This window comes from Variovorax sp. Soil_C_12, from assembly GCF_057657375.1.
In genome coordinates, this window is record NZ_JBDGIO010000001.1 from 304556 (window position 1) to 329237 (window position 24682).

The 24682-nt window shown below is 62.4% G+C and carries 23 protein-coding genes and 3 pseudogenes; 10 read left to right on the forward strand and 16 right to left on the reverse strand.

The window, feature by feature from the left end:
* Window positions 1-240: 240 nt before the first annotated feature.
* A complete protein-coding gene (locus AC3A6X_RS01525; RefSeq protein WP_487840510.1) occupies window positions 241-729 on the reverse strand; it encodes a CHC2 zinc finger domain-containing protein in 489 nt (162 codons plus the stop codon).
* Window positions 730-1693: 964 nt separating this feature from the next.
* Here AC3A6X_RS01525 and AC3A6X_RS01530 point away from each other — a divergent pair.
* The gene (locus tag AC3A6X_RS01530; RefSeq protein ID WP_487840511.1) at window positions 1694-2032 is read left to right on the forward strand and encodes a helix-turn-helix transcriptional regulator; all 339 of its coding nucleotides are present in this window, start codon (window positions 1694-1696) and stop codon (window positions 2030-2032) included.
* Window positions 2033-2219: 187 nt separating this feature from the next.
* On the opposite strand, the gene AC3A6X_RS01535 is transcribed toward AC3A6X_RS01530, so the two are convergent.
* From AC3A6X_RS01535 to AC3A6X_RS01550, 4 genes and pseudogenes are all read right to left on the reverse strand, one after another.
* Window positions 2220-2573 (reverse strand): LysR substrate-binding domain-containing protein, encoded by a 354-nt coding sequence (locus AC3A6X_RS01535; RefSeq protein ID WP_487840512.1) that lies wholly within the window; start codon window positions 2571-2573, stop codon window positions 2220-2222.
* A gap of 257 nt (window positions 2574-2830) precedes the next feature.
* A pseudogene (locus AC3A6X_RS01540) lies at window positions 2831-3896 on the reverse strand (efflux RND transporter permease subunit); the annotation flags it as partial.
* 191 nt (window positions 3897-4087) lie between these two features.
* The gene (locus AC3A6X_RS01545; protein WP_487840513.1) at window positions 4088-4228 is read right to left on the reverse strand and encodes a type II toxin-antitoxin system RelE/ParE family toxin; all 141 of its coding nucleotides are present in this window, start codon (window positions 4226-4228) and stop codon (window positions 4088-4090) included.
* A gap of 304 nt (window positions 4229-4532) precedes the next feature.
* Entirely contained in the window at window positions 4533-5357 is an 825-nt protein-coding gene (locus AC3A6X_RS01550; protein WP_487840514.1) for an IclR family transcriptional regulator, read from the reverse strand.
* 211 nt (window positions 5358-5568) lie between these two features.
* Between AC3A6X_RS01550 and AC3A6X_RS01555 the strand changes: the two genes are divergently transcribed.
* The 5 genes from AC3A6X_RS01555 to AC3A6X_RS01575 all read left to right on the forward strand — a co-directional run bounded on the left by AC3A6X_RS01555 (window position 5569) and on the right by AC3A6X_RS01575 (window position 11161).
* Window positions 5569-6723 carry a CaiB/BaiF CoA transferase family protein gene (locus AC3A6X_RS01555; RefSeq protein ID WP_487840515.1) on the forward strand — a complete coding sequence of 385 codons (1155 nt, stop codon included), beginning with the start codon at window positions 5569-5571 and terminating at the stop codon, window positions 6721-6723.
* 263 nt (window positions 6724-6986) lie between these two features.
* On the forward strand, window positions 6987-7919 hold the full coding sequence (locus tag AC3A6X_RS01560) for a Bug family tripartite tricarboxylate transporter substrate binding protein (RefSeq protein ID WP_487841077.1): 933 nt from the start codon (window positions 6987-6989) through the stop codon (window positions 7917-7919).
* Window positions 7916-8716 carry an enoyl-CoA hydratase-related protein gene (locus AC3A6X_RS01565; protein ID WP_487840516.1) on the forward strand — a complete coding sequence of 267 codons (801 nt, stop codon included), beginning with the start codon at window positions 7916-7918 and terminating at the stop codon, window positions 8714-8716. Before AC3A6X_RS01560 ends, AC3A6X_RS01565 begins: the two co-directional genes overlap by 4 nt.
* 797 nt (window positions 8717-9513) lie before the next feature.
* A complete protein-coding gene (locus tag AC3A6X_RS01570) occupies window positions 9514-9924 on the forward strand; it encodes a VOC family protein (protein WP_487840517.1) in 411 nt (136 codons plus the stop codon).
* A 22-nt stretch (window positions 9925-9946) separates the two neighbouring features.
* A complete protein-coding gene (locus AC3A6X_RS01575) occupies window positions 9947-11161 on the forward strand; it encodes an ABC transporter substrate-binding protein (protein WP_487840518.1) in 1215 nt (404 codons plus the stop codon).
* 668 nt (window positions 11162-11829) lie between these two features.
* Here AC3A6X_RS01575 and tnpC (AC3A6X_RS01580) read toward each other — a convergent pair.
* The 3 genes and pseudogenes from tnpC (AC3A6X_RS01580) to AC3A6X_RS01590 all read right to left on the reverse strand — a co-directional run bounded on the left by tnpC (AC3A6X_RS01580) (window position 11830) and on the right by AC3A6X_RS01590 (window position 14335).
* Window positions 11830-13443: pseudogene (tnpC, locus tag AC3A6X_RS01580) on the reverse strand (IS66 family transposase).
* Window positions 13444-13571: 128 nt separating this feature from the next.
* On the reverse strand, window positions 13572-13838 hold the full coding sequence (gene tnpB, locus AC3A6X_RS01585) for an IS66 family insertion sequence element accessory protein TnpB (protein WP_487840519.1): 267 nt from the start codon (window positions 13836-13838) through the stop codon (window positions 13572-13574).
* A complete protein-coding gene (locus AC3A6X_RS01590; RefSeq protein WP_487840520.1) occupies window positions 13835-14335 on the reverse strand; it encodes a transposase in 501 nt (166 codons plus the stop codon). Before AC3A6X_RS01590 ends, tnpB (AC3A6X_RS01585) begins: the two co-directional genes overlap by 4 nt.
* A 112-nt stretch (window positions 14336-14447) precedes the next feature.
* On the opposite strand from AC3A6X_RS01590, the pseudogene AC3A6X_RS01595 reads away from it, so the two are divergent.
* Window positions 14448-14642 (forward strand): annotated as a pseudogene (locus AC3A6X_RS01595) (IS5/IS1182 family transposase); the annotation flags it as partial.
* Between the two features lie 47 nt (window positions 14643-14689).
* Here AC3A6X_RS01595 and AC3A6X_RS01600 read toward each other — a convergent pair.
* From AC3A6X_RS01600 to AC3A6X_RS01625, 6 genes are all read right to left on the reverse strand, one after another.
* Window positions 14690-15367, reverse strand: a complete 678-nt coding sequence (locus AC3A6X_RS01600; RefSeq protein ID WP_487840521.1) for a CoA-transferase — start codon at window positions 15365-15367, stop codon at window positions 14690-14692.
* Complete coding sequence (locus AC3A6X_RS01605) at window positions 15364-16053, reverse strand: 3-oxoacid CoA-transferase subunit A (protein ID WP_487840522.1); 690 nt, start codon at window positions 16051-16053, stop codon at window positions 15364-15366. Before AC3A6X_RS01605 ends, AC3A6X_RS01600 begins: the two co-directional genes overlap by 4 nt.
* Window positions 16046-16459 carry a methylmalonyl-CoA epimerase gene (gene mce, locus AC3A6X_RS01610; RefSeq protein WP_487840523.1) on the reverse strand — a complete coding sequence of 138 codons (414 nt, stop codon included), beginning with the start codon at window positions 16457-16459 and terminating at the stop codon, window positions 16046-16048. The genes AC3A6X_RS01605 and mce overlap by 8 nt, the downstream gene beginning before the upstream one ends.
* Window positions 16452-17633 carry a CaiB/BaiF CoA transferase family protein gene (locus tag AC3A6X_RS01615; RefSeq protein WP_487840524.1) on the reverse strand — a complete coding sequence of 394 codons (1182 nt, stop codon included), beginning with the start codon at window positions 17631-17633 and terminating at the stop codon, window positions 16452-16454. The genes mce and AC3A6X_RS01615 overlap by 8 nt, the downstream gene beginning before the upstream one ends.
* A 13-nt stretch (window positions 17634-17646) precedes the next feature.
* Window positions 17647-18531, reverse strand: coding sequence for an enoyl-CoA hydratase/isomerase family protein (locus tag AC3A6X_RS01620; RefSeq protein ID WP_487840525.1), 885 nt, complete (start codon window positions 18529-18531; stop codon window positions 17647-17649).
* 64 nt (window positions 18532-18595) lie between these two features.
* Window positions 18596-19918, reverse strand: a complete 1323-nt coding sequence (locus AC3A6X_RS01625; RefSeq protein ID WP_487840526.1) for an MFS transporter — start codon at window positions 19916-19918, stop codon at window positions 18596-18598.
* A 259-nt stretch (window positions 19919-20177) separates the two neighbouring features.
* Between AC3A6X_RS01625 and tnpA the strand changes: the two genes are divergently transcribed.
* The 3 genes from tnpA to tnpC (AC3A6X_RS01640) all read left to right on the forward strand — a co-directional run bounded on the left by tnpA (window position 20178) and on the right by tnpC (AC3A6X_RS01640) (window position 22374).
* Window positions 20178-20600: an IS66-like element accessory protein TnpA gene (gene tnpA, locus AC3A6X_RS01630; protein ID WP_487840527.1), complete on the forward strand. Its 423-nt coding sequence runs from the start codon at window positions 20178-20180 to the stop codon at window positions 20598-20600.
* Window positions 20597-20962, forward strand: a complete 366-nt coding sequence (gene tnpB, locus AC3A6X_RS01635; RefSeq protein WP_487840528.1) for an IS66 family insertion sequence element accessory protein TnpB — start codon at window positions 20597-20599, stop codon at window positions 20960-20962. Before tnpA ends, tnpB (AC3A6X_RS01635) begins: the two co-directional genes overlap by 4 nt.
* Before the next feature lie 71 nt (window positions 20963-21033).
* Entirely contained in the window at window positions 21034-22374 is a 1341-nt protein-coding gene (tnpC, locus tag AC3A6X_RS01640) for an IS66 family transposase (RefSeq protein WP_487840529.1), read from the forward strand.
* Between the two features lie 12 nt (window positions 22375-22386).
* Here tnpC (AC3A6X_RS01640) and AC3A6X_RS01645 read toward each other — a convergent pair whose 3' ends face one another.
* The gene (locus AC3A6X_RS01645) at window positions 22387-24459 is read right to left on the reverse strand and encodes a recombinase family protein (protein ID WP_487841078.1); all 2073 of its coding nucleotides are present in this window, start codon (window positions 24457-24459) and stop codon (window positions 22387-22389) included.
* Window positions 24446-24652 carry a hypothetical protein gene (locus AC3A6X_RS01650; RefSeq protein WP_487841106.1) on the reverse strand — a complete coding sequence of 69 codons (207 nt, stop codon included), beginning with the start codon at window positions 24650-24652 and terminating at the stop codon, window positions 24446-24448. Before AC3A6X_RS01650 ends, AC3A6X_RS01645 begins: the two co-directional genes overlap by 14 nt.
* Window positions 24653-24682 lie beyond the last annotated feature (30 nt).

The following is a 24682-nucleotide window of genomic DNA, read 5'->3' on the forward strand; positions in this document are numbered from 1 at the left end:
TGCCTGCGTCGCCCCTGGCTCACGCGGCAGCGCAGCGGTCAAGGTTCGAAGACGACCGTCAGGCCGCAAGCGCCCGCGAGGGCGCGCAGACCTTGAGCGCGAGAACCGCGTGATACGCTGACCGGACACAGGCAATCCCACCCCACCCCTGCACGGGAGCGGAGCGGCCAGTACGAGGCGAAGCGAGACGGCCGCAGTACGAGTCGTCCGAGAAGAAGCCTGGCGAAGCGCGCGCTGGCGTCAGCGCATGCCTTCCACGCCCACCTGGTCGGCGATGCGCTGGATGCGCGCGGCGCCTTCCAGCAGCCGCTGCCGGTCGGCCTCGCTCAGTACCAGGCCCCGGGCGAGATTTCCGGCGGCCACCGCCACCACCAGCGCGTCGTCGCGCAGCAGCGCGAGCGCCTCGCGGGCGGGCAGGCCGCAGGGACGCCGGCGCTGCGGGCCCTGCTGCGCTGAGGCCGGATCGTCCTGCCAAGCCCCGAGCGCTCGGGCCGCTTCCACGAAGCCCAGGCCCTGCGCGGCCATGTGGTAGGCCAGCACGTCGCCGCCACGCGCGCCGCAGCCGGCCATGCAGCAGAAACCGCCGCTGCGCAAGTTCACCCGCATGCTGTCGCTGCCACCATGGAAGGCACAGCGTGTGGTGCGCCAGGCGCCCCGGCCCACCAGCTCGAGGCCCTGCGACGCGAAGTACTCCTGCGGCTCGGGAAGCCGCTCGCGCAGCAGCGTCATGGCTGGCTCCCTGAAGCTGGCGGGCAAGGCAGGCCTGCTTGGGAAAAGCGCTCGGAGGGTGCGAGGGAAACGGCCGCTGACTTCCAAGTCAGCGACACGAGCGTGCGACGCAACGAGGAGCGAGGACGTGCGTGCATGGCGTGCCTTTCTGCGGGGGATACCGCTGTGGTGGATGGATCTGCTTTGGGAGACGCCTCGACGCACTGCCGGCGAGCGCCAGCGCGCGTGGTCCAGGGACCGCCCGCAGGCCGCAGCCGAACGCAGCGAGGACCGGGCGAGGACGGTGGCGCAGCCTTCACCCTGGACGGCGAAGCGCGCGAGCCAGGCGTCGATCAAGAGGCGGTGCCAGGGCAGATCCACTGCGGCGGCCCGCCGGCACAACGAACAGACGCGATGCCGCGCTCGTCAACGCGGCGCCGTGACCATCGGCTGATGCCTGTCGCGTGACACCAGCACACGACACGCAACCCTGGGTTGAGCGGTTCACCTCGCGAGCCTCAGATCAGCGCCCTTGCAGAACGCGCCGTTGACCACCGACCCGATCCAGCGGCATCGGGTCTTCCCCCGCTCGCCGTCACGCGCTCGTCCGCAGCCGGTAGAGAGTCGAAGTCCCCATGGAGAACTGCCCTTGTTCGGCATGCCGAATGCGATGCGGTCACGCAGACTTTTTCGTGCGCCGAGTAAAGCGCGAAGAACCAAAGGGTCCGCCATCGGCGATGGCAGGCCTTGGTCGGCATGAAGGTTCACGCCGGCCGGCAGCCGTCATGCCACTGCGATCAGCCGATCGGTGTTCGGCATGCCGAAGGCCTCGCGGCCGCGAGCGGTTCAAGTGCTCCTGCACGTGCTACGTCTCGACACGCTCGCCTTGCGCCAACAGGTTGGCACCACCGGACATCCCGGGCACCCTATGGATGTACCGCAACAGCACTGGACGCAGCTGCGGAAACCGAAAAGGTGGTGTCACATGCGAGCCCATACCGACGCATCAAGCCAACGCCTCGCCGCCGACATTGCGGCCCAACGCGACCTGCAGGCAGCCGCTCATTTGCTGGAAGAAGCACTCGCGCTTCTGCGCGCCGAATCAACGCTGCTGGTGACGCACACCACGAAGCGCGCGCCCGACAGGCTCCTGCGACTTCCTGAAGTCGAGCGGCTCACCGGGCTGCGCCGGTCGGCGATCTACGAGCAAATGCAAAGGGGCGTCTTCCCGCACTCCGTGAAGGCCGGGCGACGCATCGCGACCTGGCCGGAGAGCGCCGTTCAATCATGGATCGCCGATCGCCTGGACGGGCGCCCGGCCTAAGCTCCAGCTGCCTGCGGACCAGATGCGAATGGCACTCCGTCAACTCACCGGGGAGTTTGCGGGGGACGTCCGCGTCGTAGTTCTTTGACTCAAGGCGGCCAGGAACTGGCGGCCGCGCTCACAGCTCTGCAGCGCGCCGGATTCCTTTTTGCCGACGAGCCGGCGGGGGGCCGCCCGCCGCGGTGTTTCAGCAACTCCGTGACGAGGCGCTCGTCAACGGGGCGATCCGAACAGTTTCCTGGGCAGGCCCCGGTGAGCCCGTTTTCGGCGAGGCGTGACAGGCCGTCCTCGAGGTCTTCCTTGTGCTGGATCCGGTTGTCGCGCTTGAACTCTGGACTGGACACACCGGCACCACGCTCTCGCCGAGCAGGTAGTCGCATGAGGCGCCCGGCCAGGAGGCCGCGCCGAAATGGATCGCGGCATCGAAGGGCTCGCGACGGAAGTCGAAAGGCTCGGTGCGCGACGTGAAGTTAACCGTCATGTCCGGATGCAGCGCGGCGAAGCGCTTCATCCGCGGGATCAGCAAGCGCGTCGCGACCATCCAGCGTCACCAGCTCGATGGGTCGGCCGCGCAGGCCGCCGGCCGCATTGATGCGATCGACTGGGGCCTTGGCGCCCAGCCTGGATGCGGTTGGCGTTCGGGTAGGCAGGCCCAGTCAGCGGCAGCCACTGGCCGACGACGATGGGTCGCAGCTGTGCCTGCGCGGCTGCCGGGGCGCTCGTGCCCAGCCCGAGGCCGAAAGCCAGCAGCGCGGACAGCAGCCACAGGCTGGAAGAGTGCGTGGTCATGCCTCCCAATCAGGTCGCGGCCGAGGCGCTGTCCGCCGTGTCGCCAGGCGCGACCGCAGCCTCCGCGACGGACGCCGGATGCAACAGGAAGTGCGCCAGCGCCGGCAGCAGCACCAGCGTGCCGACCATGTTCCACACGAACATGAATGCCAAGAGGATGCCCATATCCGCCTGGAACTTGATGGGCGAAGAAGGCCCAGGTACCCACTGCCAGGGCCAGCGTGATACCGGTGAGCAGCACCACCCGGCCGGTGAACTGCAGCGCGTGGTGGTAGGCGTCCGACAGGTTGTCACCGGCGCGCATTCGGGTGAGCATCACGGAGAGCACGTACAACGCATAGTCCACGCCGATGCCCACGCCCAGCGCGATCACCGGTAGTGTCGCCACCTTCACGCCCAAGCCCAGGCCCACCATCAGCGCCTCGCAGAGGATGGAGGTGAGCACCAGCGGAAGCACCGCCACCAGCACCGCGCGCCAGGAGCGGAAGGTTACCCAGCACAGCAGCAGCACCGCGCCGTAAACCCACAGCAGCATCTCGCGCATGGCCTGCTGGACCACGATGTTGGTGGCCGCGGCAATGCCGGCCGGCCCGGCGGCGAGCATGAAGCGCTCGTCGGGCTGGCTGTTGGTCTGGATGAAGGCCTCGACCTCGCCGGTCACGCGTTCCAGGGTTTCGGCATTGTGGTCCTTCAAGTAGACGTACAGCGACAGGAACGAGCAGCCCTGGTTGAACAGCTCGCGCGGCGCGCGGGTCTGCACGCCGCCGAGCGCACTGGCGTTGGGAATCAGCTCGAACCACTTGAGGTTGCCCTCGTTGTAGCCGACCATGGACAGCTTGGACAGGGCCGCCATGGAGTTGGTGGCTTCCACGCCCGGCAACTGTTCGAGTTGCCAGGCCAGGCGATCGACCTTGGCCAGGGTGCTGTAGCGCGTGCACTGGTCTTCGGGTGTCGCCACCATTACCACCAGGATGTCGCTGCCCGACGCGTAGTTGCGCACGATGAAGTCGTTGTCGCGGTTGTAGCGCGAGTCGGCGCGCAGTTCGGGCGCGGCCGGGTCCAGGTCGCCGATCTGGCCGCTCCAGCTCAGGGTCGAAGCGCGCCAACACAGGGATGCCCTGGTTGCTGTTGAAGTTCTTAGTTTTCGCTAGTTTGCTCAGAGTTCAAGCTAGTACCGGTCACGTCGGAGATCTCGAGATCGCTCGATCTCAATCGGCCTGCGCTAGCGGGGGTCGTAAATCCTCACGTTTTCGGGCCCGTCGCCGGTCACTGCCAAGCTAGACGCCACTGGTCATTGATTCTGATGTGCCAGAAGCCATCGTAGAACTTCAGGTCATTGCCCGGCGGCGAGCCCATGTCGTCGTTCGTGACGGCCGCGTCAAGTTGCGTCAGCTTGCGGGTTGCCACTCTCACGATGATTGCAAACCTCTTGTTCTTTCCTTTGCGGCTCGATCACGTGATGCTGGCCAGCACCGTCGTGTAGCTGTGGCCGGAAGCGCCAGGTCAATCATCACCTGTACAGCAGCCTGCTCTAGAGGAACGGGAAGTAGCGATCCGGAGTCGCTACGTTGCAACAGCGTCGACGGTGTCCCCGTCTCCACGTCAATCGTCGTGCGAGGCCCTTTAAAGCGGTTGCAGCCTCAAGGTGAGCCAGCTTACCAAACAGCCTCGACCGCTACCTCGCTTCCAGCCAAAGATTAGGCGACACGAATCAGCAAGCGGCGAGCTTTGGCGTCAGAAAATTCGCAAATTCCTTCAATTGCGGGGCAATTCTGTGCTTGAGCGTTTCCAAGTCATATTCCTCGCTCATTCCTGCACACGAAACCACGTATTTCCAACCATTCTTCGAGGCGTCCCCGCAAGTGCATGCAACAGCGTTGATTCCGAGGCGCCACGCACCGATGCTAGTGCAATACCGGTAGAGGTCCCACTCCGCCTGGGCGGCACGCAATTCCTCCATGATCCTGTCGCGAATGTCAACCGGTTGGTTCTGCAATTCCACCATGACCTCGTGCCTCTTGCTGTCATCGGATATGGCCCAAAAGACTCTTCCAGCCGCAGCCTGCCAAAGCTTTAACCGAGTCCCAATGCCCGTGCGCACCTGCACCTGCGCTGGCCCCGATGAGTGAGCCACATAAATTACTTCGGTGCCGGCCTGGATATTCAGCGCCACCGTGGAAGCCCTTACTTGATCCGCGAAATCCTGCAAAAAAGGGCTCAACGCCTGAATTCCGGCGACGCTGTCCATGACAGCATAACTCCATGACATCGTCGCAGGACCGAGCCTGTACTTCTTTATTGCGCCGTCGTACACCAAATGCTTGGTAATGGCCAGTGTGTAGGTCAACCGAGTCACAGTCGACCGAGGGAGTGCTGTCCTCTGAGCAATTTCCTCGTTGCCCATGACCACGACGTCCCGGGTGAATAGCGCAAGGATGTCCAAGCCGCGGCTCAGCGCCGTGACGAAATGCCTCGACTCTTTCTTCTCCTCTAGCGTAGTGCGCTGATCGGTCAGTAGGTTTGATGTACGAGCCAAGTCGCCTGTCCCTTAGAAGCCAACAACATTGGTGGAGAGCATACCCCTAGCCTCATTCGCCATCCACGCTACTAGCGGCCCTTTTTAGCCTGCAATGCAGTATATATTACTGCAGGTTGACACATCGAAGCAGTTTCCCATAGAATTTGTTCACGCCTCGACTGGCGCCGATCCCGGCGACAGAGGCGACACAAGACACTGGAGACTGGTTATGAGCGGAACGCACTCTGCGCTGCATGGCGTGGTTGTCATCGATGCCTCACGGGTACTGGCTGGCCCATACGCAGGCCAGATCCTGGGTGACCATGGCGCGGACGTCATCAAGGTGGAGTCCTTCGATGGCGACGACACACGGCGATACGGGCCCCCGGTCGCCGATGGAAGCGCGCCGTACTACCTGGGTCTTAATCGCAACAAGAAGAATGTCGCGCTGGATCTAAATGCAGAAAGCGGGCTCGATACCCTCTTTTCGCTTTTAGCCTCTGCGGACGTGCTGATCGAAAACTTCAAGTTGAGCACTTGGCGCAAGTGGGGCATCAGCGACTTGTCCACACTTTCGACCAAATTCCCAAAACTGGTGCACTGCAGGATTTCCGGATTCGGAGAGACCGGTCAGCTGGGCGGACTTCCAGGTTACGACGCTGCAGTACAAGCCATGTCGGGCCTCATGAGCACGAATGGCGATCCGGCCGTCAACGCGGCACGGATTGGAATTCCTCTGGTAGACGCAGCGACAGGCGTTCAAGCGGCGCTCGGGGTCATGTTTGCGCTCTACGAGCGTGGGCGTTCGAAAAAAGGGCAGATGGTCGAGGCAACCCTGTATGACACCGCGCTGTCCCTGCTTCACCCTCATGCGGCGAACGTGCTGTACGGCGGCGAAGCTCCTCGGACGGGGGACGGGCACCCAAACCTAGTGCCCTACGATCTCTATCAGACTGCCACTATTCCTTTATTCATTGCAGTCGGGAACGAAAGACAGTTTGCAATTCTTTGCCGCCACCTGGGTCTCCAAGACATCCCCTTGGACGTCAGGTATGCCACCAACGTAGATCGGGTGGCAAATCGCAAAGAACTGACCGAACGCTTGGCAGAAAAGCTAGTTGAGCACGATGGTATGAGCCTGTTTACAACGCTCATGGCAGCGGGCGTGCCATGCGCACCTGTTTTGACTGTGGATGAAGCCTTGAAATTACAACACACCATTGACAGGGAAATGGTGCTTGAAAAGGAGGGTTACCGTGGCATCGGCATTCCCATTAAGCTCAGTCGCACGCCTGGAGCCTTGCGCCGATTGCCACCCAGCATCGGCCAGCATAACGCAGAGATCTTCGAACAGTTTGGAATTCGAAGAATTAGCCGCGAATGATGGAAAACCAAAGGCAAAGTCTTTGATGTACGCGACAGCAACATCAAATTAGACCATACGAAACCGAGCGTCGTTCTACAACGCCGCTGCGCGGTTCTTTTTCGAAGATGGATCGAGTCGGTCAGAGTAATATTTACTAGGCTGCGCTCAACTCATCGTTTTTCCTACATTTTTGTAGACGTCAATCCGCCTTGGGCGATTAAAAGGAGACAGTGTTGACTAATTTTAAGATATCCCATCCGTTCAAGAGAATCTTGATCTCGATGACGCTCGGAATGCTCGCGCTGAGTTCAGCCGCTCAAGATTACCCAAACAAGCCGATCACCCTGGTGGTTCCTTTCCCGCCCGGCGGTAGCACCGATGTGCAGGCGCGGCTGGTCGCGCGCGGCTTGCAGGCGCAGCTCAAGACGCCGGTCATCGTCGACAACAAGGCGGGGGCCTCGGGCGCCATCGGCACCCGCTTCGTCGCCAAATCCGAAGCCGACGGCTACACGTTGTTGTTCGGCAGCACGTCCTCGCTCGCGGCAGAGCCCGTCCTGAACGACCAAGCCGGCTTCGATCCGTTGAAAGACTTCGCCATGGTTAGCCTGGCGACCGACCTGCCATGGCTCTTGGTCGTCGAGTGCCGCAACGGACCGAAGACCGTGGCGCAGCTGGTCGAGGCCGCACGCGCCAAGCCCGACGCGCTCAACTATTCGTCGGTGGGCTATGGGAGCGCGAGCAATCTTGTGGGCGAGATGTTCAAAAGCAGCACCGGCGTCAAGGCGCTGCATGTTCCGTACAAGGGCGAAGCACCTGCGATCACCGGCCTCATCGGCGGAGAGGTGCAATTCACGTTCGTCAGTCCTGTCGCCATGCCGCATATCACCGGAAAGCGCATTTGTCCGTTGGCAGTCACGGGAAGCAGCCGTTTGCCCTTGCTGCCCGATGTGCCGACCTTCGACGAAGCTGGTGTCAAGAACATGAACTTCAGCGTTTGGTACGGCATCGTGGCGCCCGCCAAAACGCCGAAAGCAATCGTGGAGAAGCTCGAGCGGGCATCCATGAGCGTCGTCAAGACCCCGGAGTTCGCGAATTCGGTCTCTTCGCTGGGCGTTACCGGCATCGGTAGCACCGGCGCCGACTTCTCGAAGCGTCTGCAGTCGGATCAGACGACGATCCGTGCGCTTTCAAAAGTTGCGAAGTTGAAAGAATGAGCGAGTCATCCATTGAACAGCGGCAGTACTGCCGCGTTGAGCGGCGCGGACCCATCACCATCGTCACGATGTGTCGGCCCGAGGTCCGCAACGCGCTGCATCGGCCTGCATGCCTTGAACTCGAAGAGGTGTTCGATCGTTTTGCCGCCGATCCTTCGGCTTGGCTGGCGATCATCACCGGCGAAGGTGACAAAGCGTTCTGCGCGGGCAACGACCTGAAGTTTCAGGCGGCTGGCAATGACACCACCTGGCCGCCCAGCGGTTTCGGTGGTCTGACAGCGCGGTATCGACTCGACAAACCTCTGATCGCAGCGGTGAACGGCGTCGCGTTGGGCGGAGGTTTCGAGATCGCCTTGGCATGCGACCTCATCATTGCAGCCGAGCACGCGGAATTCGCTCTTCCCGAGCCGCAGGTGGGACTGGCCGCGATCTGTGGCGGACTCCTTCGCCTTCCCCAGCAAATCCCGCTCAAGGAAGCAATGGGGATCATCTTGACAAGCCGGCGTGTCAAGGCCGAGGAAGCGAAGGCTCTGGGCTTCGTCAACGAAGTGGTGCCGATCGGCGAAGCGCTTCCGACAGCGCTGCGTTGGGCCGAGCAAATCCTCAAGGGGTCGCCACTGGCCGTCCGTGCATCGAAAGCCCTGGTCAACGCAGGCTTGTCGGACCCGGCGCTTGATCGGACCTATCCACAGCAAAAGCAGCTGCCGGCAATCGCCGCTCTTTATGCCAGTGCGGACAGGGTAGAAGGGCCCAAGGCTTTTGCAGAGAAGCGCAAGCCGGTCTGGCGAGGGCAGTAAGGGCAGCGGTAGTCGGCAATGGTGAGGCGACGGATGGCCTTGGGCGCCGGTCGAGCAACTCCTTCCGGCCAGGGTAACCCTGCCGCGGCCGGCATATCAGGAGAGGTCGTCCATACCGCTTGTTTGGGACCGGTTGGAATCATGAGTCCCCGTCGCGGCCAGAACTGAGGTTCGCATGGGTCCACGATGCCACGTCGGTGAGGTGGCCAGGCGGAGTGGTCCGACACCCAGATGTTGCGTCCGCGTGTGCCAGTGGGTACATCCTCAACGAGTGGTACCGCGTAGACGGCGACGAGGGCGAAACACACTGATCGCCGGCAAGCTCGACTTCCAAGCCATCAACCCTCACGCTGGGCACCCATTTGATTTTCAACAGAGTCAAAAAGGACGTGTTCTAGGTTCACTGCATCCGCCCCAGCTGGGCAACACAGTGCTGAAGAGGCAAATCAGACGCGACCAGATGGCGGCCTTCTTTGTGAGCCTTCCACCCTGCCTGATCGGTGTGGAGGCCCGCGGGGCGCCCACTGCTGGCGGCTTCGTCTCCTTCGCCGTGCCGACCATGAGGATGCAGTCCGAAGCGACGACGCGTTCAGCCTGGCTGCTCTTCGCCGCAAACTACGCCGATGTCGCCCTCGCTGGCGGTCGGGACTGGGGATGCGGCGGCGGCACTCGCGATGCGTAGACCGAATAGGCATGGCTCATGTTGCAATTCGGTCTATCAAAACTTCAGCCTACGTATGGACTTCAGGGCCAAGATGGAGGACAAACTGTACCTAGTTCGCATGGAGACAAAGAGCATGAAGATCAAGAGAATCGAACATATCGGAATTGCAGTTGACCAATTTCAAGAAATGATCTGCCTATTCAGGGACAAGCTTGGCCTGCCCCTTGAATATGTGGAAGAACTAACCGGACTCGACACCCGGCTCGCCATGCTCCCCGCAGGCGAAACCTACATTGAGCTCCTTGAAGCCGTCACCGCGAAGTCAATCGTTGCGAAGCGGATTGCCGAACACGGCCGCGGTCTCTATCACATCTGCTTTGAAGTCGATGACATCGACGCGGCGATGTGTGAATTGAAGGAAAAAGGGGTTGCCTTGGCGCAAAACGCACCGATGGCTGGCCATGGAAATTCGAGAATCTGCTTTTTGGATCCTGAGGCAACGGGCAATGTACTGATCGAGCTTGCCGAGTTGCCGTCGCATTAATCATCGAATTCCGGAGACAATCATGATAATTAAGACGATTTCACGCGCCGCCCCATTGGGCATTATTTGCCTCGCGGCGGTCGGCGCTTCTGCGTATGCGCAGATTTCTGACGATGTCATAAAAATCGGATTCATCACCGACATGTCAGGGCCCTATCTCGACATCGATGGGCCGATCGGCGCCGAGATGATCAAGCAGGCAATCGCAGATGTCGGCGGATCAGTGGCTGGGAAGAAGATTGAATTCCTGGTTGCTGACCACCAGAACAAGACGGATATCGCCTCCTCCAAGGCGCGAGAGTGGTTTGATAGACAAGGCTTGGACATGCTCATAGGGGGCACAAACTCAGGCGCCGCTCTGGCCATGGCAAAGGTGGCAGAACAAAAGCGCAAGCCGTTCATCGCCGTCGGCTCCGGCACGTCCGCGCTAACCAATGAACAATGCTCGCCGTTCACGGTCCACTATGCTTACGACACAGTTGCCACCGCGAAGGGAACTGCACCGGCTATCGTCAAGAGCGGCGGCAAGACCTGGTTCTTCTTGACGGCCGACTATGCATTCGGGACGCAGTTGCAGGCCGACGCAACCGCTGTCATCAAGACTGCAGGGGGCACGGTCCTCGGCGCGGCACGGGCACCGCTTTCCGCCAGCGACTTTTCGTCCTTTATTCTGCAGGCCCAATCCAGTGGAGCGCAGATCCTGGGCATGGCCAATGCGGGTTCTGACACCATCAATGCGGTGAAGGCCGCCAACGAGTTCGGCGTCGCAAAAACGATGAAAATCGTGGCGCCGCTGATGCAGATCAACGATGTTCACGCGCTTGGCCTCAAGGTCGCGCAAGGCCTCTATCTGACCGACAACTGGTACTGGGACCAGACGCCCGAATCACGTGAGTGGTCCAAGCCCTTCTTTCAGAAGTTCAAGAAGATGCCAACGTCGCTGCAGGCGGCGGACTATTCGGCAACGCGCTTCTACCTTGACGCTGTCAAGGCAGCGGGCTCGGACGATGGCGACAAGGTGATGCAGCAGATGAAGGCGCGCAAGGTCAACGACATGTATGCACGTGATGGCTACGTGCGCGCTGACGGACGCATGGTGCACGACATGTTCCTTATGCAAGTCAAAACGCCTGCTGCTTCCAAGAGCCCCTGGGACTACTACAACCTTGTGGCGACAACCCCTGGCGACGTGGCCTACACCTCCAAATCCGAGACCAAGTGCGCACTTTGGCAATAGAGCGGCGCCCGTTTCGACGGTAAGTCCGCATGACTGCGGCCTTGCCTTCCAATGGGCGAAGAGCTGGCGTGCCCGCGCGCCGCGATGGCAGCCAGGGCGGTTTTCGCTGAAGTCCGTCACCGCGCTTGGCGGCGATCTCAGGATGCAGCACGTGGCACCAAAAAAAGACCTGAACACGGGGCGAGAGGTCCACATCCGGGAGCGTGCGGCGACCCGCCCCGGCCAACTGGCCATCGCCTCCTCCGGGAATGGCGTCGGCGCGACGGGCCACGGGCAGTTCAAGCAGGCACCTTTGCCACATAGTCCAGAAGCGCCAGTGAGACGCCCTCCGCAGAAACACGGCTGGCAAGTTCGGCCACTTCATTACTTCATTGAGTATGCGCACCACCTCCCCTGCAAGCCCCGCGCTGGCGACCAGTATGAACTGCAGGACCTCACGTTCGGTCAGCTCCAAGGCCTTGCGCAAGGCAAGCAATTTGCCGAAGGCGGCAAGAAGGCGCCGGAACTCGTCGTTCTCACGCCAACCCGGCAATTCCAACGGAGTGAACGGCTACTTATTTGCGCATCGTTTGGCAAGGCAATCGGCGCATCGTATGCGTCCGGCAAAGTCATGGGCAGCGGGCCGTCGGCGGCTTCCTGTTGCGCTCGCGCGCCGAGAGTCGCGGAAGTCAGAGGGTCGCAGTGCTTGCCTGCCACCGGTGCGGAAGCAAGTCATCAATGCGGCTGGCCGGGTGGGTTGGCAGTCGCTCGAGGACATCTCTGAGGTATGCGTACGGGTTGTGCCCGTTGATGCGTGCTGAGCGGATCAGGCTCATGATCGCCGCGGCGCGCTTGCCCGCTCGCAGGCTGCCAGCGAATAACCAGTTCGCCCTTCCGAGTGCGATCGGACGAATCTGATTCTCGACCCAGTTGTTCGAGATCGGCAGATCGCCGTCGTCGATGTAGCGCGTCAATGCCTGCCAGCGCTTGAGCGTGTAGTCGATAGCCTTTGCTGTGGCCGAGCCATCGGGGACCTGGCGCCGCTGGGTGAGCAGCCAGGCGTGAAGTAGCCGGGTCACCCGAATAGATCTGCGCTGTCGTACTTGTCGGCGCTGCTTGGGCAGAAGCTTCGCCACGTCGTCTTCAATCTTGAACAGCACCTGGAAGAACCTCAGCGCCTTCTCACCCACTCGGCTGTGGTGGTTGACCCAGAGTTCGTGGAATTTCCTCCGCGCGTGCGACGCGCACCCGACCTCAGCGACGCCATGCTCGAAGGTGGCGTGATAGCCGCTGAACCCGTCGGTCACCAGCTTGCCCTTCCAGGGGCTCTCGCTTCCCAGCCGGAGGAACTCGCGCACGTTCGCGCCGCTGCGCGTCTCCGCGAAGTTGAACACCACTGCCTTGGTCGAGTTGAAGCTGGTCGTGCAGTAGCTCCAGATGTAGGCCTTGTGGGTCTTCTTGTTGCCAGGCTTGAGCATGGCCACCGGCGTCTCGTCGGCGTGTAGCACGCCGTGGCGAAGCAGTTCGGCCGACAGTGCGTCTACCAGGGGCTGCAGCTGCGCCCCGCATTCGCCTACCCACTGCGCGAGCGTCTAGCGTGCGATGGCCAGGCCGGCACGCTCGAAGATGCGCTCTTGCCGGTACAGGGGAAGGTGATCGAGGAACTTGGCCACCAGCACCTGAGCCAGCAAGCCCGTCGTGGGAATCCCCTTGTCGATGATGTGCGGTGCCACGGGGGCCTGCACCAGCTTCTCGCAGCGAGCGCAGGCCCACTTGCCGCGAACATGGTGCTCCACCGTGAACACGCCCGGTTCGTAGTCGAGCTTCTGAGACACATCCTGGCCAATGCGCTTCATCTGGCAGCCGCAGCTGCACACGGTGCTCTCAGGCTCATGGTGCATCTCGCGCCGCGGCAGGTGCGCGGGCAGCGGCTGGCGCTTGGGCTGCTCCTTGTCCTTCTTGTCCTTGCCCTTGTTGTCGCCGGCGGCCCGTTCGATCTCACCGGTGACTTCGGCGATGTCGCAATCGAGGGTCTCCTCCAGCAGGCTCTTCTGCTCTACGCTCAGGCCGGCGCAGAACTTCTCGCTCGTGGCGGCGAACTTCAGCCGCTTGAGCACCGCCATCTCATGCGTGAGCTTGTCGATCAGGGTTTGCTTGAAGGCAGTTTCGCGTTGCGCCCTCTCGAGTTCAACGCTCTTGCTTCGCAGTTGCTCGTCCTTGGCAGACAGCTCGCTCATCAGCGCCAGCAGGGCCTGGCGCATCTGTTCCGGATCCAACGAGTCCAACTGCTGGGAGGCGATCACGGAGCGTGATCGTGCCTGATGCTGTGCGCAGGCGACATCGGCACATTCGTCAATTGCGCGAAGCTACAGCACGCGGATGATTCCAGCCTCGCCGACGCGTTGCCAAGGCAGTCCCAACACGAGCGCGTTCAGCTGTGGCCTGCTGAGCGACAGCGTTCCTGTCGCGTCGTGCGGCCAGACGAATTGCCGGCATTCAGCCGCCTGGCGGCCAACCAAACGCCGATGCCATCGTGAACGAGGACCTTCAAACGATTGGCACGGCGGTTGGCAAACAAGTAGGCGTGATGCGGGCGCGCTTCACCGAAGACCTTCACCACGCGGCCCAGTACCGCTTCCGTACCTGCGCGCATGTCCATCGGCTCGACCGCCAACCAGATGGCGTCGATGCGGATCACCGCAGCAACTCGCGCAACCAGCTTCCGCACTCGGCTGCCAAGACAGCCGGCCAGGTCACGACGACGTTCGTGGAGCCGCGGCGGACTTCGATCCGGATGTCGCCCGCCGGCGCGCCTGGCGCGGGCAGTTGCAAAGGGATGAACGATGGGGGCATGGACTCGGGCGCGGCGCTCGACAAGGCCTTGGGTGCGCTGCCTTCCGCTGTTCTGCTGGACGGCACCTCCGCGTCGCGCACCCAGCGGCGTAGCAGGTTCGCATTGATACCCAAGGACATCGCCACCGATGCCATCGAGACGCCGGGCTGAGCCGCCGCAGCGACCGCGTTGGCCTTGAACTCGTCGCTATGTAGTCGCCGGCGCCGCCGCTCGCCCGGCGCATCGTCCGTGCCGACCAACACAACGCTCAGGCGCAGATCGTTCGCAAGATACTTCAGCAGGTTGAGCGATGCGCCTTCCTCACGGTAGCCGCCCGCCAGAAGATGATGCACCTCGTCCACGCCCAACATCCTCGGGGCGATCCGACGAAGCAGGTCACGCCGAGTTCAGACAAGCGAGCGCTGTAGAACCGGTGCTGCCCGGGTGTCGTCGCCGGCATCTGCATCGCCAATCGGGGTGGAGATCGATGGCGTGCATTTCCTGCGCTCGAGACAGTGGCGCGGCATCACCAAGACGCCCGAGCCGATGATCAAGCAGCGCAGCGCCATCGAACCGGCCATCGGGCACATGAAATGGACGGGGGGGCTGGGCCGCGATCCGCTCAAGGATGCGCCGGGCGATGCGCTGTATGCGCTGATGTTGGGCGCCGTCCTGCGGCCTGGCAGCGCCCCGCCATCGGCAAGGACCACCTTGATTCAAGTCCCCGTGTACGACCGAGCGCCCTCGGCCGACGTCCGCAGCGCGAAGCCCAGCCGTTCCTGCAAGCTCAACAAGGACCATCCCTCCAAGAGTTCCAGCACGCGCACGCCCGTTGCCGTGATCTCGAACACCGCTTGGTCGGTATAGACCCGCTTGACGACCTGGGCTGCAGTGAGTGGAAGTCTGCACTGGTCCACAAGGCGGGGCGACCCGTCGCGTGCGAAGAGGTCCATCATCACCAGCACGTTCCTTGCGCCGACCGCGAGGTCCATGGCGCCCCCCGGCGACGGCGCCTGGCCTGGCTTACCCGTCGACCAATTCGCGAGATCGCCGTGCATGGATACCTCAAAGGCACCAAGCACCGTGATGTCCAGGTGTCTGCCCCGCACGATCGCGAAGGAGTCGGCATGATCGACAAAGTGACCGCCCCTGACCAATCGGACGGGGCGCCTGCCTGCATTGATCAAATCCATGTCGGCATCGTCCCCGTCTTCCAGGACCGGTCCCGAGCCGATCACACCGTTCTCCGTGTGAACCAGGATATCGGGAGAACTCAGGAAGTTGCCAACCAGCTCGGGCATGCCGATGCCCAGGTTGATCACTGAACCGGCGGGGATGTCGCGGGCCACGCGGCGCGCAATGAGGTTGCGATCCAGACCTTTAGGGTTGCTCATGCAGCTTGCTCCATTGCCACGCCAGAGCGCAGGCCTCGCACGACGCGGCGGACGAACACGCCGGAGGTCACGACGCTTTCGGGGTCTAGGTGCCCTAGGGGCATGATCTCATCGACCTCCACGATCGTAGTCCGGCCGGCCATGCACATCACCGGGCCGAAATTTCGTGCGGCCATCCGATATTGAAGGTTGCCCCAACGGTCCGCGCGGCGGGCTTTGACCAATGCGAAGTCGCCGACGATGGGAGTTTCGAGTACATGGCCGACGCCGTCGATGATGCGCGTCTCCTTGCGCTCAGCCAGAAGCGTCCCGTAACCTGTTCGCGTGAAGAAGCCGGCAATGCCGGCCCCGCCGGCGCGGATGCGCTCCGCAAGGGTCCCCTGGGGGACGCATTCCAGTTCGATCTTTCCTTGCTGGTACAGGCCTTCGAACACATCGGATTGCCAGGACCTCGGGAAGGAGCAGATGATCTTTCTCACACGGCCTTCAGCGAGAAGTCGGGCCACGCCTTCCCGGCCGTTGCCTGCATTGTTGTGCACCAGCGTGAGGTCGCGGGCACCCTGGTCGAGCAGTGCGCCAATGAGCCCGGAAGGAACGCCAGCGCCACTGAACCCGCTGACAAGGACCGTGGCTCCGTTGGAGATGTCCGCTACAGCTTCTTCGAAGCTATCCAGCACTTTATTCATGGGATGACTCTTCAAGCTCGACAAGCACCCCGAGAAAATTCTTCGGATGCAGGAACGCCATCTTCTGACCGAAGACGTTCTTCGAGGACGCTCCGCCCAGCGGGCTCACACCGGCAACGCTCAGCGCACCCAGGCTTTCATCGAGGTCCGAGACGCCGAAGGAAATGTGATGGATACCGCCACTGGGGTTGCGCTGAAGGAACTTTCCGATCGGGCTATCAGGTTGCGTTGGCGCCATGATCTCAACGCTGGTCCGACCTTCCAGCGTGACGTGGAACATCCTGATCTTCTGATCGCTATTCTCGGAAATCTCACTGACCGGCAGACCGTAGACATCCCGGCACAGGCGCCTGGCCGCTTCGAGGTCCGGTACGGCGATGGCGACATGCGAAACGTGGTCAAACATGGCTCGCGCTTTGAATGCTCAGTGATCCCAGCACCTCGTCGGTGTGGGCGCCTAGCAAGGGAGGGGGACGGGAAATGGCCGCCGGCGTTGCCGAAAACTTGACGGGGAATCCAAGCGTCCGGCTGCTGCCTCCCGAGGCGAGCGGCATTGGCAGGACCATCTCTCTGGCCTCGCACTGAGGGGCACCGAGTGCCTCGGAAACCGTGTTGATCTTGCCGGCGGGGATGCCTTCCGCGCGCAAGCGGCCGATCCAGTGATCCGCCGACCGAACCGCTATCGCATCACCGATGACACGGTCCAGTTCATCGCGATTCGCGACCCGCAGGGCGTTGGTCGCGAAGCGGGGCTCCGCGGCCATCTCTGGCAGTTCAAGCAGACGAGCAAGCCTTTCGAACTGCCGATCGTTGCCCACCGCCACCGCGATGGCTCCATCTTGCGCTTGGTAGGTGGTGTATGGCACGATGTTCGGGTGGCCGTTCCCGTACCGCTTAGGAGGAGCGCCGGTTGCAATTGCGTTGCCCGCAACGTTGGCCAGGAGAAAAAGTCCGGACTCGAATAGCGAGGCCTCCACTTTCTGCCCCTTGCCGGTCTGGGTCCGCGAATAGAGTGCCGCAACGATGCCATTGAAGGCCAGCAGGCCGGTCGTGATATCCACGATGGCGACACCGAACTTCATCGGCCGGCCATCGGGTTCCCCGCAAAGGCTCATAAGGCCCGATTCCGCCTGCAGAATGAAGTCGTAGCCTGGAAGTTCGGCATTTGGCCCGGAGGTGCCATAGCCGGTAATGCTGCAGCGTATAACCCTGGGCGCGTTGAGCTCGAACCATTCGTCGTCCAGGCCCCACCTACGCAGTGTTCCCGTCTTGAAGTTGTCGACCACCACATCGGACGTCCTGATGAGTTCCTTCAGTTGTGCCAGCGCGTCGGCCGTGCTGAGGTCGAGAATCACGCTGCGCTTGTTCCGGTTGAAGGTCAGGAAGTAGGCCGATTCGCCGTCGACGAAGGGAGGACCCCATTGGCGCGTATCGTCGCCGCCGGGTGCCTCGATCTTGATGATTTCTGCTCCGAGGTCCCCCAACTGCATGGTGCACAGGGGTCCCGCGAGGATGCGGGTCAGGTCGATCACCCGTACACCCGCCAGCGGACCCGGTCGACCTTCGGTCTGGGAGTTCATGGGGTGCCCAGGGTCAGGAAGCTTGTCGACGCAGCGACGGGGGGCTGTTCAGATCCTGAGCGAGGCCTTCCAGGTAGGCCTTGACCTGGTCTTTGTTCTTGAGCCGGAAGCTCTGGAAGTCGGGTTTGCGGCCTTCGAGGAATGCATTCATGCCCTCCAGGCACTCTTCCGAGCCCCAGACATGGGCCAATAGTTCCATGCCGTGCTGCCACGATGCGTAAAGCTGATCCGACTCGAAGTTCAAGCTCTTCTTTGTCAGCCGAATGGTCTGCGAGCTGTGATCCTTGATCGAAGCGCACCACTTGAGCGTTTCCTCGAGCAGGTCGTCGTGCGGCACGCACTTGTTGATCAGCCCAATGTCCGCGGCTTCGGCTGCGGTGAAGCGCCGCGCCAGAAAAATCATCTCCCGCGCCAATCGCTCGCCGATAATGCGAGAAAGATATTGGGTCGCGCCCACGGTCGGGCATGCACCCACCTTGGCACCGCTCTGCCCAAGCACTGCGCGGTCGGAGGCGATGACCAAGTCGCACCACAGGGCAAGTTCGTGGCCGCCCCCCATGCACCATCCATTTACCATTGCGATCACCGGAATGGACAGGCCGCGAATCGTCATGGCAACGCCTTGCATGCGGTCGTTCCACATCGCGCCATTGGTGAAATTGAGGCGGCGCATCGCGTAGAAGTCGCCGCCCGCGGAAAAGGCCTTGTCGCCGGCACCCGTGATGACCACGCAAGCGATGGACGGGTCGTCCTTGGTGGAACTCAGCGCCGCGATCATTTCGTCCAGAGTCTGCTCCCGGAAAGCGTTGTGGATCGAGGGACGGTTGATCGTAACCCAGGCTACTTGATCCTTGACTTCATACAGGATGTCCGAGAAGTTTGGTTGAGTTTGAGACATGTTTTTTCTCCTTAGTACATGAATGGGTAGGCTTTGTTGATTCAAAGGGTGGTGTGGGAATGGGTCAGGGAGTCAACGCAGAAAGGTTCTTTCGAGGACTGTCGGTAACGGTCGCTGAACCGGGCTGACGCTGGAAGAGGTTGTTTCGCTCAGCAATTAGGATGGCAAGGATGCCCAGCGTGCTCGTGACCACCATGCACACCGCCACCCACCCGGAACCGCCGGACCACGAGACCAACCCTGTAGCGATGACGGGTGCGAATGCCCCGCCGATGACGGATGCGCTTTCTCGCCCAATCGAAATACCGCTGTAACGCACCGCCACGGGAAAGAATCTGGCGAAGTAATCCGGCTGCACCGCAGAGATGGCCGCGTTACCGACCGCAAAGCCGAGCGCCAGCGCTACAAATATCATGGCTGGTGCCTTGCTCTGGAGCAACCAGAAGAATGGAAATGCGAGCGCGGCCTGGAAGAAGAGCCCCCACAACAACACGTTCTTACTGCCAACTCGGTCGGCCAAATGCCCGTACAGCACGCACGTAACGCATTCGATCAGGGCTGCAACCAGGATCGCGTTGAGCACAATGCTCTTGGGCAGTCCAACTACCGTCGCCACATAGGTGAGACTGAATGCAGCGAAGATATAGAAGCTGAAGCTCTCGGCCACTCGGATGCAGAAGACGACCAGGATGCTTCTCCATTCACGCAGTGCCGCAACGGCAGGGCGGTCTTCCCGCAAACCGCGCTCTGTGGCGGCGGAGAACTCGGGAGACTCGGAAATGCTTAGGCGTATATAGAGTCCCACGGCAACCAGCCCCGCGCTCATCAGGAAGGGAATGCGCCATCCCCACGCAATGAACTTCTCCTCGGGCAGCAGCGACGCCAGGCTGAAGACGAGGGAGGCCAGGACCAAGCCTGACATGATCCCGACAGTAATCAGGCTACCCCACAGACCGCGGCGCCTGCCACCTGCGTGCTCAACAGTCATAAGCGCGGCACCGCCCCATTCGCCACCGGTCGCAAAGCCTTGCGCGAGGCGAAGGATCAGGAGAGCAGCCGGCGCCCAGATTCCGATCTGGTCGTAGGTAGGAAGCATCCCGATGAGCAGCGTCGAGAGACCCATTATCAGCAGCGTTGCGGTCAGCAGCGCTTTCCGGCCGACCCGGTCGCCGTAGTGCCCAGCCACCAACGCACCGACTGGCCGGGCCAGGAAGCCCGTTGCTGACGAACCGAAAGCCAACATCGTTCCTACCAGCGGATCGAACTGCGGGAAGAAAATGCGATTGAAAACCAGCGCTGCAGCCGTACCGTAGATAAAGAAGTCGTACCACTCGATCATGGTTCCGACGGTCGCGGCAAAGCCGACCTTTCTCATTGAACTTTTCATGTGTCTCCTTCGATATTTGGACCGAGTCCGCCAGTTCTTTTGCGCGGTATGCGAGGGAGTTTACGAACTGGTCCGAAGGCGCACAAAGACCGAATCGCGATCGGAGCTATGCGCAATTGGCTTAGCCATAACTTCGAACAACACGAATCGCATTCGCTTGTCGCTTGTCGCGCCCGCTCGTAAGCGTGCGACCGAGGCCCTCTTGAATGCGACGTACTGTATGAAGACGATCGTGTGATCGTGCTCGCCGAAGGATGGTGTGCACTTCACGCAACAGGTGCACACCATGTCTTCGCAAGACACACCCTCGAAGTCGACGCGTCGCAAGTACACGACCACCTTCAAGCGCGAGCTCGTCGAGCGCTGCCTGGGGCCCGGCGCCTCGGTATCGGGAATCGCGCTGGAGAACGGCATTAACGCCAACGTGCTGTTCCGTTGGCGGCGCGAACATGTGCGGGGTACCACGCGCGCCAAGAGTCATGGCGCTGCGCAGGCCGTGCTGGTGCCGGTGAAGGTGACAGCTGAGGTGACGCCGGCCGTGCCGGAAGCGACGCCTGCGACCACCTCGAAGTCCGTGGGCATCATCGAGATTGACATAGGCGGCGCGCGCGTTCGCCTGCACGGTCAGGTTGACGAGTCCAACATGCGCTGTGTGCTGCACACGCTGCGGGGGCTGTCGTGATCGGGCTGCCGGCCAACACGCGCGTGTGGCTTGCGGCGGGCCATACCGACATGCGCCGCGGCTTCGATGGCTTGGCGGCGATGGTCCAGACAGCGCTGGCGGCCAACCCATTCTGCGGGCACGTTTTCGTCTTCCGTGGCCGCCGCGGCGACATCATGAAGTGCCTGTGGTTCGATGGCCAGGGCCTATGCCTGTTCACGAAGCGATTAGAGAGGGGCCGCTTCGTTTGGCCGCAGGCCGACAGCGGCGCGGTGTCGCTGACGCCGGCGCAACTGTCGATGCTGGTGGAGGGCATTGATTGGCGTATGCCGCAACGCACCTGGCAGCCCGACGCGCTGCGCGTGCCGCAAATCGCGGCGTGAGTACTGGATAAGAATGCCTCGGGTGCACCCCTGATAGCGCTGCACACGAGGTGGCGGGCACAGTGGTGCTCGTGCCCAACTCCGCCACCATCCCGCTGACCGTCGACGAGTTGCTGCGCGTCGTCGCCGAGCGTGACGTCGAGGTGGCGCTGCTAAAGCTCACCATCGACAAGCTCAAGTTGCAGCTCGCGCGTCGAGCCCGCGAGCAATACGGCACCTCCAGCGAACAACTTGGCGCACAGCTCACGCTCGTCTCCGCAGAGCCACCGCAGCCAGCGCCGGCGGCCGACTCGCCGAAGAACAAGCAGCGGCGCAAGGCCGGACGCAAGCCGCGCGAATTGCCTGCGCACCTGCCGCGCGAGACCCATGTGCACTACCCCAAGGGGCATGGTGGCGACGCACCGTGTGCATGCAGCGAATGTGGCGGCAAGCTGCGCCAGCTCGGCGAGGACGTCTCGGAGCAGTTGGAGTACGTACCTGGGCGCTTCAAGGTCATCCGTCATGTGCGGCCCAAGCTCGCGTGCGTGGGCTGCCAGGGCATCTTCCAGGCCGCTGCGCCCAGTCGTCCGATCCAGCGCGGGCTGCCCGGGCCGGCGCTGCTGGCGCACGTGTTCGTAGGCAAGTATTGCGACCATGCGCCGCTGTACCGCCAGAGCCGCATTTACGCGCGCGACGGCGTGGAGATCGATCGCTCGACGATGACCGGTTGGGTCGATGGCGGCCATCAACTGCTGGACCCGCTGGTGGCGGCGACAGGTCGCTACGTGCTGGCTGCTGGCAAGGTGCACGCCGACGACACGCCCGTGCCAGTGCTCGATCCGGGCCGCGGGCGAACCAAGACGGGGCGGCTGTGGGTGTACGTGCGCGATGACCGCCCCTGCGGCAGCCACGACCCACCGGCGGTGTGGTTCCGCTACTCGCCAGACCGCCAGGGCAAACACCCGCGCGAACACCTCAAGCGCTACCGCGGCATCCTGCAAGCTGACGCCTACTCGGGCTATGAGGGCGTCTACAACAGCGGCCGTGTCCAGCACGCGGCCTGCTGGGCGCACGCGAGGAGGTACTACTGGGAGGTGCACGAGGACAACAAGTTCGCCCCCGGATCCGTGGCCGAGCAAGCGCTGCATCGCATTGCCGAGTTGTATGAGGTCGAGAGCGACATCCGCGGCCAGCTTCCCGAGGCACGGCAACGACACCGGCAAGCGCGTGCCGTGCCGTTGCTGAAGGATCTGCACGACTGGCTCAGAGACATGGTCGGGCGTGTGTCGGGCAAGTCTGAGCTGGCGCGAGCCATCGGCTACACGCTCACGCACTGGCAGGCGTTGACGCGCTACTGTGACGACGGGCACATCGAGATCGACAACAATGCGGCCGAGCGCGCGCTGCGCGGCGTTGGAATGGCATGTTCATAGTGCGCCCCTTCGTTAAGTGCTTGAAAACATTGAGATCTGCTTTCCGTCGTCGATGCGACACGGGCGACCTGTTCGGGCGATCGCGTCCATGACCGTCTGATCCATCAGGTCGGAGGCACGGATTTGGTACGGCGCGCAGGGCACAACTTGCGTTGCGGACAGTATTCCCTCCTTGATCAAGCGGCGGATGCGATGGTTCGTGACGCCGAGCTGTGCCGCGGCCTGCGACATGGTCAGCCACTGGCCGTCCTTGTCTGCGGGGCGGTATGCACGGATGCCGCGGATGCGCCTCAACGAAGAGACACGGTGCGCTGTCCAGGTCTTGCCCTGCCCGGTTGGCATGCCCATCCGATTGAGCGACGCGGCAATCTGCTCGTCAGGCCAACGACCGGCCATGCTGCGAATCAGCGCTACGGCCTCGTCCGCCGTTCGGCGCCCGTGTTCGCCCGATCGCGGCTTCGTTACGCGCAGGATCGAATGCTGCCCACCGCGCCAATGGATGACCATGGTGATCTCGCGAGTCTGCTCGTCGACATCGACCACGATTTCGTTAACCAGTGAACGCAGCAACTGCTGACGCGCGCGCATCGTGACACCCGGTGCGTTCCACGCAGCGGCAAGGTCCTCGGCCAATCCGCTGAAGTCGGGGGCAACGCTGCTCGATTGCACCTGCTGTGTAGCGGCCAGTTGCTGCTCACAAGCGCGCACGCGCTGCAGCGCAGCCTCCCAGCTCTTCTCAAGCTGGGCGGCGATCAGCCGATTGTTGGGGTCGCATGCGGCATAGCGCCTCTCGGCCAGCGACGCGTCATAGCGCGCCTGCTGCAGGTCCAATTCGCGGATGCGGCGTTGATCAGCCTGGGCTTGCATGAATCTGTGTTCGGCTTGCTGGGCGGCCTCGATGGCCATCGGTTCCACGGCCCGTAGCAGCTCGCGCGCTACCGCCTCGTCAGGCCGTGCACCCCCGAAGGTACAGCATCGTGGAATGCCCAACTGCATGGCCGGACGGTCGCACCGATAAACAGTCTGTCTCGGCTGATTACCGCGGTAGGCAACCGCCAGGCGACGTCCGCATTGACCACAGCACAGTAGCCCGGCGAGCAGCGCGTTGCCGCCGCGGCCCGACTTGACGCCGCCGGCACGTCCGTAGGCGTTGATGGCCAACAGCCTCTGGTTGCGCTCGAACTCGGTCCAATCGATGTAACCCTCGTGGTGCTCCTTGAGCACGACATCCCATTGATCGAACGGCTTACCGTGGCCGTAGCTCTTGCGCGGCCGGCCGTCGACCAAGGTCGTGCGCTTCTCGCTCTTGCCGTAGATGTAGGCGCCCGCATAGAAGGGGTTCTTGAGCAACCCGATGACGCAGCGGTACCGAATGGGCGTCCAGTCAAAGCTGGTCATCCTCTTGCCATCTGAAGGCCGAGGGAAGTGCACCTGATCGGCCGCAAGGGACAGCAGTACCTGGCGAGCGCTTCCGAGTTGGCGGAAACGCTCGAAGACCAGTCGAATGACTTCCTGCAGGCGTCGGTCCGGGTCCAGGTTGAGGCCGTACTCGCGATGCCAGACATAGCCGATGGGCACGCTGATGCGCAATTCGCCACGCTTGGCCTTTGCGCGCGCAGCATCGAGCATCCGTGAGCGCAAGACGCCGAGTTCGAACTCGCTGATGCTGCCCTTCATGCCCAGCAGCAGCCGATCGTTGGGGCGACACGGATCGTAGACGCCGTCCAGGTCGATCACGCGAGCATCAACCAGCCCGCATAGTTCGAGCAGGTGATGCCAGTCTCGGCCATTGCGCGCCAGCCTGGACGCGTCGAAGCACAGGACAGCGCCGACTTCGCCCGCGCACAACCATGCCACGAGGCGATCGAATCCAGGCCGCGCGACCATGCCGCTGGCCGAACGGCCGAGATCGTCATCGATCACCTCGACTTGCTCGAAGCCTCGGCGACGGGCTTCCTCCACAAGGTCGTACTGCCTTCGCTGGCTCTCCAGGTTGACTCGCACCTGCGTCTGGGACGACTGGCGCACATAGACGACGGCCTTGCGACGAAGAACGGCAGCGGGCAACAGATCATGGCTCGACATCATCGTCCTCCGGTAGGTGAGCGTTCGCGGCTTCCAGTAGCAGCGCTGCCAGCGCCTGAAGCACCGCGGCTCGGTGTTCGGTGCCCAGACCTCGGATGGCCGGAGTCTCGAATGAGATGCTCAGCTGCCGTGGCTGCCGCAGCGGGACCGGCAGCTGCGGGTGCACTGCCGTCGATCGGGTGGTTGTCTTCATCGGAGGCCTCGTCGGTGTGATCAACACGAC